Origin of the sequence: Nocardia sp. XZ_19_369, from assembly GCF_015355715.1 — a bacterium.
Classification (GTDB): domain Bacteria; phylum Actinomycetota; class Actinomycetes; order Mycobacteriales; family Mycobacteriaceae; genus Nocardia.
Window position 1 is genome coordinate 1 of record NZ_JACVED010000013.1, and the last position, 13,956, is coordinate 13,956.

At 66.2% G+C, this 13,956-nt stretch carries 11 protein-coding genes; 6 read left to right on the forward strand and 5 right to left on the reverse strand.

The features are described 5' to 3' along the window. The first annotated feature begins 146 nt into the window (after positions 1-146). On the forward strand, positions 147-1,031 hold the full coding sequence (locus tag IBX18_RS37565; protein WP_194838194.1) for a tetratricopeptide repeat protein: 885 nt from the start codon (positions 147-149) through the stop codon (positions 1,029-1,031). Here the strand turns inward: IBX18_RS37565 and IBX18_RS37570 are convergent. Beyond that, entirely contained in the window at positions 1,028-2,674 is a 1,647-nt protein-coding gene (locus tag IBX18_RS37570; protein WP_194838195.1) for a cytochrome bc complex cytochrome b subunit, read from the reverse strand. The two genes, IBX18_RS37565 and IBX18_RS37570, sit on opposite strands and share 4 nt — an antisense overlap. Positions 2,675-2,894: 220 nt before the next feature. Here IBX18_RS37570 and IBX18_RS37575 point away from each other — a divergent pair, with 220 nt between their 5' ends. Then, complete coding sequence (locus tag IBX18_RS37575) at positions 2,895-4,379, forward strand: wax ester/triacylglycerol synthase domain-containing protein (RefSeq protein WP_228542444.1); 1,485 nt, start codon at positions 2,895-2,897, stop codon at positions 4,377-4,379. A gap of 50 nt (positions 4,380-4,429) precedes the next feature. Here the strand turns inward: IBX18_RS37575 and IBX18_RS37580 are convergent, their stop codons facing one another. Continuing rightward, the gene (locus tag IBX18_RS37580; protein ID WP_194838197.1) at positions 4,430-5,068 is read right to left on the reverse strand and encodes a bifunctional 2-polyprenyl-6-hydroxyphenol methylase/3-demethylubiquinol 3-O-methyltransferase UbiG; all 639 of its coding nucleotides are present in this window, start codon (positions 5,066-5,068) and stop codon (positions 4,430-4,432) included. Between the two features lie 32 nt (positions 5,069-5,100). Further along, complete coding sequence (locus tag IBX18_RS37585; protein WP_306796581.1) at positions 5,101-5,586, reverse strand: GNAT family N-acetyltransferase; 486 nt, start codon at positions 5,584-5,586, stop codon at positions 5,101-5,103. Between the two features lie 270 nt (positions 5,587-5,856). On the opposite strand from IBX18_RS37585, the gene IBX18_RS43295 reads away from it, so the two are divergent. After that, complete coding sequence (locus IBX18_RS43295) at positions 5,857-8,526, forward strand: ABC transporter substrate-binding protein (protein ID WP_306796582.1); 2,670 nt, start codon at positions 5,857-5,859, stop codon at positions 8,524-8,526. A 19-nt stretch (positions 8,527-8,545) separates the two neighbouring features. Here the strand turns inward: IBX18_RS43295 and IBX18_RS37600 are convergent, their stop codons facing one another. Then, complete coding sequence (locus IBX18_RS37600) at positions 8,546-9,367, reverse strand: alpha/beta fold hydrolase (RefSeq protein ID WP_194838198.1); 822 nt, start codon at positions 9,365-9,367, stop codon at positions 8,546-8,548. Between the two features lie 176 nt (positions 9,368-9,543). Between IBX18_RS37600 and IBX18_RS37605 the strand changes: the two genes are divergently transcribed. The 3 genes from IBX18_RS37605 to IBX18_RS37615 all read left to right on the forward strand — a co-directional run bounded on the left by IBX18_RS37605 (position 9,544) and on the right by IBX18_RS37615 (position 12,978). Further along, positions 9,544-10,113: a TIGR03086 family metal-binding protein gene (locus IBX18_RS37605; protein WP_194838199.1), complete on the forward strand. Its 570-nt coding sequence runs from the start codon at positions 9,544-9,546 to the stop codon at positions 10,111-10,113. A gap of 363 nt (positions 10,114-10,476) precedes the next feature. Beyond that, positions 10,477-11,745, forward strand: a complete 1,269-nt coding sequence (locus IBX18_RS37610) for a cytochrome P450 (RefSeq protein WP_228542422.1) — start codon at positions 10,477-10,479, stop codon at positions 11,743-11,745. Positions 11,746-11,757: 12 nt separating this feature from the next. Next, a complete protein-coding gene (locus IBX18_RS37615) occupies positions 11,758-12,978 on the forward strand; it encodes a cytochrome P450 (protein ID WP_194838200.1) in 1,221 nt (406 codons plus the stop codon). A gap of 49 nt (positions 12,979-13,027) precedes the next feature. Here the strand turns inward: IBX18_RS37615 and IBX18_RS37620 are convergent, their stop codons facing one another. Next, complete coding sequence (locus IBX18_RS37620) at positions 13,028-13,870, reverse strand: ADP-ribosylglycohydrolase family protein (protein WP_194838201.1); 843 nt, start codon at positions 13,868-13,870, stop codon at positions 13,028-13,030. Between the last annotated feature and the right edge of the window lie 86 nt (positions 13,871-13,956).

Sequence of the window (13,956 nt, forward strand, 5' to 3'; positions counted from 1 at the left end):
ACAACCGCCAACGACGACACTCCAGTCTCGGCTGGCTCACCCCATCGGAGTTCGAGAAGACCAACCGCCATCTACAATCGGTCTCCTGATTCTCGTGACCCGGCGGACAAGAACCCGGGACAGCCCACGGCGAACTGAACGCTGCCGTGACAAGTTTTGGGCACCTGCTTGACGACAGCGTAAAGGTGAATGGACCCGATGATGTCGAGGTCTTCCTCATCCGAGGCAGCTTGGCGCATTGGCGTGGCAGTAGCGGCGATCCTGGTGAAGCGGTTCGAGAATTCGAGAGCCTACTGGAGGATTGCGTACGGGTTTTGGGGCCCGACCACCCGGATACGCTCGACGTCCGTGACGACCTGGCGGACTGGCGAGGCGAGAGTGGAGACTCCGTCGCGGCGGTCGCTGAGTACGAGGAATTGCTGGCGGACAGTTTGAGGGTGTTAGGGCCAGATGATCTTGATACTCTCGCAACTCGGCGCAACCTGTCGTACTGGCGGGGGGCGAGCGGGGATCGGGCTGGAGCAATTCAAGGATTGGAACTGGCGCTCGCCGACTGCGTTCGGGTACTTGGACCCGACGCCACGCTTACTTTGAACACTCGTCAGAACCTCGCGAACCTGCGTGCGCACGAAGGGCATCTCGAGGAGGCTGTGCGTGAATTCGAGTCACTGCTGAGTGATCTTCCGCGTCTGATCGGACCGGACCACCTCGATACTCTCGCAGCACGGGGCAACCTCGCCGCATGGCGAGGCGCAGGTGGGGATCTGGCCGGCGCGGTGTCTGGCTATAAGGAGCTACTTGCAGATCGGCTACGGGTTCAGGGACCCGATCATCCCGACACACTCCGTGCACGTCACAACCTTGCATCGTGGTGTGGACGGAGTGGAGATGTGGCGGCGGCAGTCACCGGTTTTTCGGACTTACTGGCGGACCGGTTGCGGTTGGTAGGGCCGGATCATCCCGACGTCCTTGCTACTGAGGAACAGCTTGCGCATTGGAAAGCCAAACAAGTATTGCCATCTGCTGATTAAGACGTAGGCGGCGAGCCGTTACCGTGCGAGCCGTTGCCGCGCTCCTGATATTTCCGTAGCACCGCGAGCTGCCTGCGCTCCTCCGCGTGATCGGCCTCGTGATTGCGCTCGGACTCCTGCCACGGATCGGGCCGGAAGAAGCTGCCGGTGCCCGGCTTACCCGCCGCACCGAGCTTGCTCATCTTCTTCGGTACCGGCGCGCCCTGGTATGGCAGCGGGATCGGGTGGCCGTGCTCGTCCACCGGGCCGAGCGGCTGGTGGATCTCGATGTACTCGCCGTGCGGTAGCCGCCGGACCACCCCGGTCTCCACGCCGTGCTCCAGCACCTCCCGATCGGAGCGCTGCAGGCCCAAGCAGATCCGGTAGGCCGCGAAGTAGGCCAGCGGCGGCACGAGCAGGATGCCGATCCGGCCGATCCAGGTCGTCGCGTTCAAAGAGATGTCGAACTTGTAGGCCACGATGTCGTTCACGCAGGACAGCGTGAGCACGACATAGAACGCGATCGACATCGCGCCGATCGCGGTGCGCACCGGAACATCTCGCGGTCGCTGCAGCAGGTTGTGCTGGACGATGTCGCCGGTGAGCCGTTTCTCGATCCACGGATAGGCGATCAGCACCGTGAACACCAAGCCCATGATCAGCGCGCCCCATACCGGCGCAGGCACCGTGTAGCGGCCCAGATACAGCTCCCACGGCGGGATGAGGCGCATCATGCCGTCGGTCCACATCATGTAGAAGTCCGGCTGTGAACCCGCGGAGATCTGCGAGGGGTTGTAGGGACCCATGTTCCAGATCGGGTTGATCTGCAACAGGCCGCTCATGATCGCGACGATGCCGAGAGTGAATGCGAAGAAGGCACCCTGGTCCAGCGAGAACACCGGCACGATGCGCGCGCCGACCACGTTCTGCTCGGTCCGGCCCGGGCCGGGGAACTGGGTGTGTTTCTGGTACCAGACCAGCGCGATGTGGGCCGCGATCAGCGCGAGCATGATGCCGGGGAACAGCAGCACGTGCGCGATGAACAGGCGCGGAATGATGATGGTGCCCGGATAGTCGCCGCCGAACATCAGCCAGTGCAGCCAGGTGCCGATGATCGGCATGCCGAGGGTGATGGAGGAGAACGCCGCCCGCAGGCCGGTGCCGGACAGCAGATCGTCGGGCAGCGAGTAGCCGAAGTAACCCTCGAACATGGCCAGGATCAGCAGCAGCGAGCCGATCACCCAGTTCGCCTCACGCGGCTTGCGGAACGCGCCGGTGAAGAACACCCGGAACAGGTGCACGATGATCGACGCCGCGAAAAGCAGTGCGGCCCAATGGTGTACCTGTCGCACGAAGAGTCCGCCACGCACCTCGAACGAGATGTTCAGCGCCGTCTCGTAGGCCCGCGACATGGTCACGCCGCGCAACGGCTGATAGGACCCGTTGTAGACGACCTCGGTCATCGACGGGTCGAAGTACAAGGTCAGGTACACACCGGACAGCAACAGGATGACGAAGCTGTACAGCGCGATCTCACCGAGCAGAAACGACCAGTGCGTCGGGAAGACCTTGTTGATCGAGCGCTTGAGGAAATTGGCGGCCTGATATCGCTCGTCGGCGGAGTTCGCCTGCGCGCTGACCTTGCGACCGACTCGAGTTGCCATGGTCGACACCCCGCCCCTGGAGAGTGGTATGCGTTCTACTACAGACGGTAGCAGGTAGTCCGGCTGTAATCGATAGATTTTCGCCGATCTACTTGCAGATCAAGATCATTCGCGGATGGCGGCGGGTGCGAGATGGGTCGTGATCCGGCGCCGCTACGTCCCGTTCGGCGCCGGGCACCGGGGCTGCTGCCAGGTTCGATACTGTCGGAGGGTGAGCTCGATGGCGGCGCAGGATGCGACGATGTATTGGCTGTCGGGCCGCACCCGCAACGATTTGTTCCTGCTGTACTGCTTCGCGGACAGTGGGCGGCCGTCCGCTGAACTGCGCGCCTTCGTTGCCGAGCGCAGCGCGCGCATCCCCGATCTGCGGGTCCGGGCGCGTGCCGTGCCGGGGGATCTCGACTATCCGTCATGGGTGCCGTGTGAGTTCGCCGACGATCAGTTCGTCGAACATGCGCTGGCCGAACCGGATTGGGCGCACTTGCAGGCGGCGGTCGGTGCGGTGGTCGGGACCGGTGTGGATGCGGCGGTCCGGCCGTGGCGGTTGCATGTGTTTCGCGGCATCGCCGATGCGCCCGGGAGTCAGTCGGGGCCCGCGCTCGTAGTGGTGTTGCAGATGTCGCACGCGCTTGCCGACGGTCGGCGTGCTGCTCGGATTGCGCGGGCTTTATTCAACGAGGAAGACGACGCCGCTTCGAAAACTGTTGGGGGAGCGGCCCCAGCGAATCGGCTGTCCGGCGCCGACATGGCAGCGGCGGTCGACGTGAAGTCGTGGTCCGACCCGCGGGATGCGGCGGTGCGCTCCGCCCCTGTTGCCGCAGCGGTGACGTGGGCACGGTCGGTCGAGGAACGGATTTCCGAGCAGCCGCCGATTGCCGTGGCGCTCGCCTTGGCACAGCTGCCGATTCGCCTGGCCAGGACGGTAATTCGCGGGTATCTGGCGTTTCGGGCGCAGCGGGAACTCGCCGAGCTCACCACGGCGGGGGAGCTGCCACCACCTGGACCCGACTTCCCATCCAGCCTGATCAACCGGGCCGGACCGACCACGGACTCGGCCCATCAGGTGCGGCTGATCGTGTGTGCGGCAACAGAATTGCGCGTTCCGGGACGGACCGTGACGGTTGTCGTGCTGACCGCCGTGTCGCTCGCGCTCGCCCGTTACCTGAAAGGTCGGGGCGCGTCGGTCGAGCGGCTCGGCGCGCAGGTGCCGATGGCACTGGATGCCGAGGCAGCGCACGCGCGCAACAACTATCGCAGCCTCAGCGTCGACCTGTTCATCGATGAACCCGAGCTCCGTCGCCGCGCCGACAAGATCGCTGCCACGCTGGCCGACCGTCGCCGCCGGGCACAGCATCCGCTACTGACAGCTCAGGATCGGGTCACCGCTGTTGTTCCCGCGCCGCTGCTCCGCCGCGACATCGCCCGCTACCCGCTGGATACGGTGCCCGACTCCATCGCCGGTCACACCGTGGTCTCCAGCGTCCACCGCGGTCCGGCGGACCTCGCCTTCGGTGGCGGTCCGGTCCGTTTCACCGGGGGTTTTCCGGCCGTCGGTGCGGTCATGCGGCTGACGCACGGCGTCCACGGACTCGGCGAGACCGTCACGATCTCGCTGCATGCCGATGCCGAGATCCTGCCGGATATCGACGCTTACGCCGAGCTGTTGCGCGCCGCGTTGTCGGAAACAGTGCACAGCTTGAAGTGATTGCACCACAGCGCAATTCGACCTGTGGATAACTCGAGTGACCGGCAGTTCTAGTTGTTCGGCTTGCGCCACACCAGTGCGTACCGCCAGTAGACGAGCCGCCGAACTCGTGCACCGTGCAGCAGCGCGGCCGCCTGCTGCCGCACCTGACGAGTTGTCAGCGGCGGATCCAGCACCACCGGCATGTCGCCGTGGTTCTGTCCTTTCGCATACCAGTTGCCGCGACCTAGTGTGCGGAGCACAGCGAAGCCGATCGCGAGCACCCGCTGACCGACCGCCGCCAAGAGTTCGACCGGGAGCTCCCGCGGGAGATCGGCGCGCGGCAGCGCGATGACCGCGAGTACCCCGCCGGGTCGCAGCGCCGCGGCCAACACCGGCAACGCCTCGTCGAGCGGCATATGGTGCAGCGTGCTGATCGACACGATCGCGTCGTAGGCGTTCGCGGGCAGCGGGTGCTCGAGGACGTCACCCAAGAGGCAGGTCACATTGTCGGGCGTCGTCTGCTTCGCGGCGTCGATCATCACCGGCGACCGATCGAGGGCATCCACCTGGTCGGCATGCCGCGCCAGTTCGACTGCGAAGGCTCCCGCCCCACAGCCGACATCCAGCACCCGCGCGCACGGTTTCGGCAGCTGCCGCACGAGAAACCGGTGGTAGAAGCTGTTGTGATCCCATTCGAGTCCGAACATCAATCCCCACTCTGCCACAGGTTTTCGGAGTGTCAGTCGAGCGCCAGCTTCGCCGTGACAGTGCTGCCGTCGACCGTCGATGCCGCCGCGTCGAGCAGCTTGCGCGCTGCCGAATTGTCGACGGTGGTGGTGGCCACGACTTGGTGTGCGCCGATCTCCGCGGCGAGTGCCCGTAGCTGTTCGGCAACGGCGCGGCCGACCCCACGCCCACGATCCGAGCGGCCGATCCACACCCCCGCCTCTGGTCCGTCCTCGCCGGGTTGCAATCGGGCGGCGCCCACGATCCGATCACCCACCGCGATCACGTATGTGTACTCCACGGGGTCTTCCGCCCGCAGCGCCCGCCCGCGATGAAAGTCCAGAAATGCCTGCCGGCGGGCCGCATTCCAGCCCGGCTCGCCGTCCACCGGCGGCATCACTTCCAGCGGATCCGCATCGGCAACCGCCGCGTCGAGCAGCAACGTGAGGTTGCCTTCCGTCAGCGGCTCGAGCCTGACCGGTTCCGTATTCCTGTGCACGGCGTCGAGCCTGGTCGACTGGCCAGGCGCTGGTCAACGGAATTCCGCTGTGGTAGCAGGAAGTCGCCGTGCCTGGTGGCATGACTGCCCGCTTCCAGCGCGTCCGAGCCAGCGCATTCGGCCGTCCTTCATAGCAAATGTGCAGGTTACGATGGCCGAACGACGGGCACGGTCGAACCGGGTGGTCAACCTGACCGCGTAGGTGCGTCGGGATCGGCAGCGCATCGATCGAGCGAATGTGGTCGGGGACTCGACGTCTGAGAGGACGGGATGCTGCGCGCTGGTGAGGTTTTCGCCGGATACGTGATCGAGCGCCAGCTCGGTCGCGGCGGGATGGGGTCGGTGTATCTGGCGCGGCACCCGCGCTTGCCTCGGCGAATCGCGTTGAAGCTGCTCAGCACGGAACTGCACACCAACGACGAGATGCGAGCCCGGTTCGAACGAGAGGCGGAACTGGTCGCGCGACTGGACCATCCGAACATCGTCGCGGTGTACGACCGCGGGGTCGACGACGGTATCCGGTGGATCTCGATGCAGTGCGTCGACGGCACCGACGCCGGAGCCCTCGATCCGCGCTCGGTGGATCCGCAACGCGCGGTGGACATCATCGCCGAGACGGCCAAAGCCCTCGACTACGCGCACGCCGTCGGCGTCCTGCACCGCGACGTCAAACCGGCCAACATCCTGCTGGCCCACCCGACCGCAGGCCAGGACGAGCGAGTCCTGTTGACAGACTTCGGCATCGCTCGCCTGCGCGACGACGCACACCAGCTGACCCGAACCGGAATGTTCGCCGCCACCCTGGCCTACGCCTCGCCCGAACAGCTGTCCGCCACGTCCGTCGACCACCGCTCCGACCAGTACGCCTTGGCCTGCACCCTCTTCTGGCTGCTGTCCGGCACCGCACCCTTCACCGCCGACAACCCGGCCGCAATAATCGCCGGCCACCTCCACCAACCCCCACCGTCGATACACACCCGCAACCCCAACTTGCCGCCCGCCATGGACGCGGTACTGACAAAGGCCCTGGCCAAGCAACCCGCAGACCGATTCGACTCCTGTTCGGAACTCGCCACCGCAGCGCGCCGAGCACTGACCGGTGTACCCGGGGGAGCAACCGGTACGAAGTCCGGCCCGGAGAGTCAACCGCCGAGTGTTCAAGCATCGGCCGGCCACGCACCACCTACCGTGCCGCAGCCGTGGGCACCTCCGGGCGGACGGCAAGCGAAACCGAGTGAGGGCACGCAGGAACCAGTGCCGGACGAGCACGCGCGGCGGGGCGAATCAGCGGAACCGCTCACTCCGAGCATGCGGACTCGGCAGGCCGAGTCGGGTGTATCCGCCCAAGGTTCGGCCGCGACTGAGCGAGCCGCGCAGTCGGCGTTCGGCGAATCCGCACAACGCCTGGCACCTGGCGAGCGCACACGGCAGGGCCAGTCGAGCGACGTGGGCACAGGCGCGGCGCCGGGCGAGCCCACCCAGCGGGAACAGCCGGGCGGTCTTGCCTCAGGTCTCGCGGAGGGCGAGCGGACTCGGCAGCAGGAGCGAACCAATACCCGCCGGGGAGCGGCGTTCAGTGAGCGCATCTCACCGGCGGCGGACCAGCGCGAGCAGCGGGCGGGAGTGCGGGAGGGTGCGTCTGGGACTGATCTGGCACGGCGTCCCGGTCGGACCGCGCGCAATGCCGGGCTCGCGGGGGCGGCGGTGGTTGCCGTGGCAGCGGTTGTGGCGGGGATTCTTTGGGCGAATGCGGGATCGTTTTCGAATGGTCCGGCCTCGTCCGGGCCCGGTGTGACGCAGACGATCGATTGGTCGGGTGCCATTGCTCCCGGGACCGCTGGTGCACCTCGAGGCGTCGAGCCGCTGATTCAGATCGATGCGCTGGGTAAGGAAGTCGGCAAGCCCGGTGCCGCCAGTACTCCGGCTGGGGATGGCAAGGCCAGGTGTGCGCCCGTAACCATCGCCACGACAGCCGTTTTCACCGGTCCGAACGCGGGCGCAGGTCGCAGTGCTGACGGTGGCGTGAAGCTGGCCATCGATCAGTTCACGAAGGCGAACCCGGGATGCCCTGTCGCACTGCGTGAATTCGATATCGCGGGCGGCGCGCAGGCGGCTGCGGGAGTGGCCGCGCAAATCGTGAACGACCCGTCGATCGTCGCGTTGATCGGCCCGGTGTTCTCCGCCGAAACCCAAGCCGCTGGACAGATTTTCGATAAAGCGGGCCTGCCGTTCCTGACCCCGTCGGCCACCGATCCCGCACTATCCACCAATGGGTGGCGCACATTCTTCCGGGGTTTGGCCGCCGACGATGCCCAAGGTACCGCTCTGGCGAAGTACCTGGTCAACACGGCTCGCTTCCGCAAGATCTGTGTCATCCAGGACAAGAACGGTTACGGCAGAAGCCTGGCGGGCAGCGCCGTATCCAGCCTCGGTTCCGCGGCCTCGCCGAACTGCGCTGCGGACATCGCACAGGGAGACCGCGACTTCACCACGCTGGCAGCCGATGTCGTAGCCGCTGAGCCGGACGCGATCTTCTACTCCGGCTTCTACGAAGAGGCGGCCACGCTCCTCCAGCAGCTCAGACGAGCAGGTGTAACCGCCCCCTTCGTCTCCGCGGAAAGCACGGTCACGCCGGATTTCGTTGCCCAGGCAGGTGATTCGGCCGCGGGCGCGATCCTGTCCTGCTCGTGCGGCCCTGTCGTCGCCCAGTTCGCCAGTGACTACCAGACTCTCAACGGCCACGCTCCAGGCCCGAGCTCCGCCGAAGCCTATGACCTCACGACGATCGTTCTGAAGGGGATCGCCGACGGTCACACGAACCGCGCCGACCTGGTCGACTACCTGCGCAGTTATGACGGCACCGGCCTCGCCCGCGCCTACCGCTGGTCCACCACCGGCGAACTCGCCGCTCCCCATACTTGGCTCTACAAGGTCAATTGACCAGCTGGGTGACTTCGCGTCACTGCTTGATGAACTCGAGCAGATCGCCGGTGAGCTGCTCGCGGTGCGTCAGGTGCAGCCCGTGCGGACCGTTGTCGTACACCTTCAAACGACTGTCCGGGATCAGTGCCGCCGTCTGCCGCCCACACAACCCCACCGGGTTGAACGCATCCGCTTCGCCATGGATCACCAACGCCGGTACATCGATTCGCCGTAGATCGTCGCGATGATCGGTCTCGGTCACCGGGTGCGCCAGGCTCATCATGGCTCGCACCGACACCGAATGAGTGTCTGCCACACTCCATTCGAGCAGGTCACGGGAGATCTCGTTGCCCGGCAGTCCTACCCCGAAGAACGGCTCGGACACCTCACGCACCCACCGCGGAAAGTCGATGGGCCACAACGCATGCATCTGCTCGAGCTCAGCGGCCTCGAAACCATCCGGGTTGTCCGGCGTCTTCAGCATCAAGGGCAGCGCCGAGGAGACGAGCACGATCTTGGCGATCCGCTCGGATCCTTGCCGCGCCAGGTAGCGCACGATCTCCGGCGTTCCGGTGGAGTGCCCCACCAAGGTGACACCGCGCAGGTCGAGCCGTTCCAGCACGGCCGCGAGGTCGTCGGCCAGTGTGTCGAAATCGTATCCATCCCAAGGCTGATCGGACCGCCCGTGCCCGCGCCGGTCGTATGCCACGCACCGCAACCCCTGCTCGGCGAGCGGAATCATCTGGTACTGCCACATCGCGGAACTCAACGACCAGCTGTGCGTGAACACCACCGGCGCCCCCGAACCCCAATCCTTGTAGAACAGCTGCACATCGTCGCCGGTGGTGATGTAGAGCATGTCGGTAAGCCTCCTGGTCCGCACCGAGTCGATCTCAGTCCGTCAAGTATCGAAACCTCGCTGACCAGAAGCGATTACCTGCGAGGTAATGATTTCCGCGCACCGATGAATTCGGGTCCGCTTCCTCGTCTCGACAAGAGAGGCGCACGACGCGTGCGCGACCAGAGGAGACCGTCATGATCGACCTGAAGCCGGCCTGCGACACCATGATCGAGCTGCTGCTCGGCACCTCCGACGATCAGCTCGCCCGCCCCACCCCGTGCAGCGAGTACAACGTCGCCCAACTCATCGATCACATCGACGAGGTAGCGCAGGCGTTCGCCGCCATCGCACGGAAGGACACCGGCGAAGCCGCAGCACCGGATGGCGGTGCCGACCACCGCCGCACCGGTGCCGTCTCGGTCCGTCTCCTCGACCAGGCTTGGGGCGACCCGGCAGCCTGGCAAGGCGCCACCGAACTCAGGGCGGGACTGGAACTGCCGAACGAGCTGTGGGGCAAGATCGCGCTGACCGAGATGGTGGTGCACGGCTGGGATCTCGCGGTGGCCACCGGCCGCCCCTTTGCCCTGCCCACAGCGACACTGCAGGCTTGTTTCGACCACGTCGCCGACTTCGTCCCGAACGCTCCCGTCCCCGAACTGTGGGGTCCCGCCGTCCAGACATCCGACAATGCCCCGTTGATCGATCGCACAGTCGCCATCACCGGCCGCAACCCCCGGTGGGCGGAGACAGCCCTGCGCGGGTAACCGAAGTTTCTGCGCAAACACCGGACAGCATCGGTCTATTCCCTGATAGCCCAGCATATTTGCACGCCGTAGCGCCTTGCCACATCGAGAGAGACTTTGTCGCAATGCTGCTACCGTGAGTGCGCCGTCATGTTCCGGACGGCTGCCAGGACAGCCCGGATTCGCTCGCCGAAATCCCGCGTCCTGCAGGGACTGTGAGGGGGGCACGGTGAATTTACAGTCGCCGCACTGCGTTCCGGTCCTCGACGTGCATCCCGTCACCGCGGTCACCTATGGTCGGTTGGGTCCCGATACACCTCCGACCATTCCTGATGCACGTGACCGAGGCACGTGCCCGCGCTCACACCGTCTGGAGTCTCGTCTTTGACCACGCCGCCCTTCACCGTGTCCGATACCGCCACACCGGGGGTCTGCCCGGTCCAGCACGGCTCACCGATCGATACCGATGGCCCCCGCGTGCGGCTGCACACCGCGGAGTTCGCCGCCGACCCGCATCGCGCCTACGCCGACATGCGCCGGAAGTACGGCTCGCTGGTGCCGATCGAGCTGGCCCCCGGCGTGCCCGCCACCCTGGTAGTCGGCTATCAGGCGGCGCTGCGAATCCTCAACGACCCTGAGCACTTTCCGGCGGACCCACGGACCTGGCAGCAGCACATCCCCGACGACTCACCCGTCAAGCCGATGATGGAGTGGTACCCGAACGCCTTGCGCAACAGCGGTTCCGCACACGCGCGCTATCGACAGGCCTACACCGCCGCCATCGACGGAATCGACCTGCACGCCCTGCATTTGACCGTCGAGAAGATCGCCGTCCCGCTGATCAACAGTTTCTGCGAGGAAGGCTCCGCCGACCTGGTGACCCAGTACGCGTTCCCGCTGGTGTTCGAGGTGCTGAACCAAATGGTCGGCTGCTCGGCCGAACTGGGTCAGCGGGTCGCCACCGGTATGGCCGCGCTGTTCGACACCGTCAACGCCGCCCAGGGCATGCAGATGCTCAGCGAGGCCCTGCTGGAGCTGATCGGTCTGCGGCGCGCGGACCCCGGCGACGACGTCACCTCCCGACTAGCGCACCACCCGGCCGGCCTGGACGACACCGAAATGCTGTGCCAGCTGATCAGCTTCTACGGCGCGGGCATCGAACCGCAGCAGAACCTGATCATCAACACCCTGCTGCTGATGGTCACCGACGACCGCTTCGGCGGCGACGTGCTCGGCGGCAGCATGTCCACCCGCGACGCGCTCGACGAGGTCCTGTTCAACGACCCGCCGATGGCGAACTTCTGCACCTCCTACCCGCGCCAGCCGATCCTGATCGACAACAACTGGCTGCCCGCGCACCAGCCGGTGCTCATCAGTCTCGCGGGCTGCAACAACGATCCCGAGATCCGCGGCGGTGATCGCACCGGAAACCGCTCGCACCTGGCGTGGGCCGCCGGGCCGCATGCCTGCCCGGCCAAGTCCGTCGCCTACATGGTCGTGCAGGACGCGATCGATCAGCTACTCGACGCGCTCCCCGAAATGGAACTGGCCGTCGGGGTGGACGAATTGGTCTGGCGGCCAGGGCCGTTCCACCGTGCGGTCGCGGCATTGCCGGTCGTCTTCCCCAAGTCCCCTCCGTTGAACATGGTGTAAAAGGAGCGTCCGATGGAGCATGAACCGATAGTGCTGGACACGACCGGTGCCGACATCCAAGGCGAGTCCGCGCGCATCCGCGCGCGTGGGCCCGTCACCCTGGTGGAGTTACCCGGCGGCGTGCCCGCGTGGTCGGCCACCGATGCCGCCGTGCTCAAGAGCCTCCTTGCCGACCCGCGCGTGTCCAAGGATCCACGGCAGCACTGGTCTGCGTTCATCAACGGCGAGATCACCGAAGCCTGGCCGTTGTTGCCCTGGGTCGCGGTGGACAACATGTTCACCGCCTACGGTGCCGACCATCGACGACTCCGCAAGCTGGTCTCGCCCGCGTTCACGCACCGCCGCACCACGGCGCTGCGGCCGCGGATCGAGGCGATCACCGAGAACCTGCTGAACGCGCTGGCAGCCACTCTGCCGGGCGAATCGGTAGACCTGCGTGCGGGTTTCGCCTACCCGGTGCCGATCCAGGTGATCACCGAGATGATGGGCGTGCCGGAACATCTGGGCGCCGCCATCCACAAATGTGTCGACGGATTCTTCGATACCTCGTTCACGCCCGAGCAGGCGCAAGCCAACTATCTCGAGATGTACCGGCTGATCAGCGAACTCGTCGCCTACCGCACCGAGACGCCCGGTGACGACGTCGCCAGCGTGCTGATCGCGACCCAGGACGAGGACGGCGCACAGCTGGCCGAGAAGGAACTCGTCGACACCTTGATGCTGGTCATCAACGCGGGTCACGAGACCACCGTCAACCTGCTCGACCAGGCGATCTTCGCGCTGTTGACCCACCCTGAACAACGCGCCGATGTGGTCGAAGGCCGGGTGCCCTGGTCGGACGTGGTGGAAGAGACGCTGCGCTACGAGGCGCCCGTCGCGCACCTGCCGTTGCGCTACGCCGTCGACGACATCGAGATCGGCGATATCCGGATTCCCAAGGGGGAGGCCATTCTTGCCTCCTACGCCGGTGCCGGACGGGATCCGAACCTGCACGGTCCAACCGCCGACCGGTTCGACGTGCACCGCACCAACAAGGACCATCTCTCCTTCGGCCACGGCGCGCACCACTGCATCGGCGCCCCGCTGGCCCGCCTCGAAGCGGCGATCGCGCTGCCCGCCTTGTTCGAGCGTTTCCCGGACCTGAGGTTGGCAGTGGATCCGGCAGAGTTGCAGCCGGTCGGCAGCTTCGTCTCCAACGGGCACCGCCGACTGCCGGTGTATTTGACGAAGTAGGTTGCTGTGCGTGGGGTGTCGTCCGGCGGCACCCCACGTTCGCGCAGGATCAGGAGAAGGTAGCGAGCAACTGCGCGTCCAGCGTGCGCAGATAGTCGCGGCCGAAGGGGCCGTTCTCGAGACCGGTCACCAGTTCATTCGGTAGATCCTGTTCGATCTGCGGCGAACGGGATCCGGCGGCCAGGGCGATGGCCGCGACGGTGTCCACGTCGCCGGTGAAAGCCACTGCGGTGCGCAGGATTTGGCTGAGACTGCGGCTCGAGGTGAGTGCGGTGAGCGCGGCGCGCACACTCATCCAGCCCTTGGATCCGACTTTGCCGTGCCACGGTTGGGTCCAGCTCGGATCGAGCCGATCGCCGATCCAGCGGGGGAGTTCGGCCACCGGCCCGAGTTGCCGGTGGCAGTAGTGCACGGCGAGCGCGGCCGCCTGGGCCGCCGCTATTCCGGCGGGAGTGTCGTGGGTGACGCGCGCCTGCACGTCCGAGTACTGCATCACCTCGCGGACGGTCGGCAGCAGTCCGATCGGCCCGGCCCGCATCGCGGAGCCGCTCTTGTCGCTGGCCGGGTCGATGCGGCGCAGCAGGTCGGCGCCGGTGTGCACGGTGTCGAGGAACTGCTGGAACCGGGTGGCGTACCCGTCGCGCGGATCACGGTGATACGCCTGCACGAAATGCTCGGCCAGCCGGGCCGGTTCCCACGGCTCGTCCGACACCAGCAGTTCCGCTACCGCCAAGGTCATTTGGGTGTCATCGGTGTAAGCGCCCGGGCGGACGCCGAGATGTGTCGGATGTTGGATATACCCGGCCAACGTGTTGTGCTCGGCGACGAGCCCCGGGTCCGCGTACTCGAACCCGGCGCCGTACGCGTCCCCCACGGCCAACTCGATCAGCATGCGATCCCCTCCCGTGGATCCGCAGGCCCTGCGGTCAGGGCTGCCCGAAAGTCCCGGATCACCTGCGATGATCGAGGCCTCGTCGA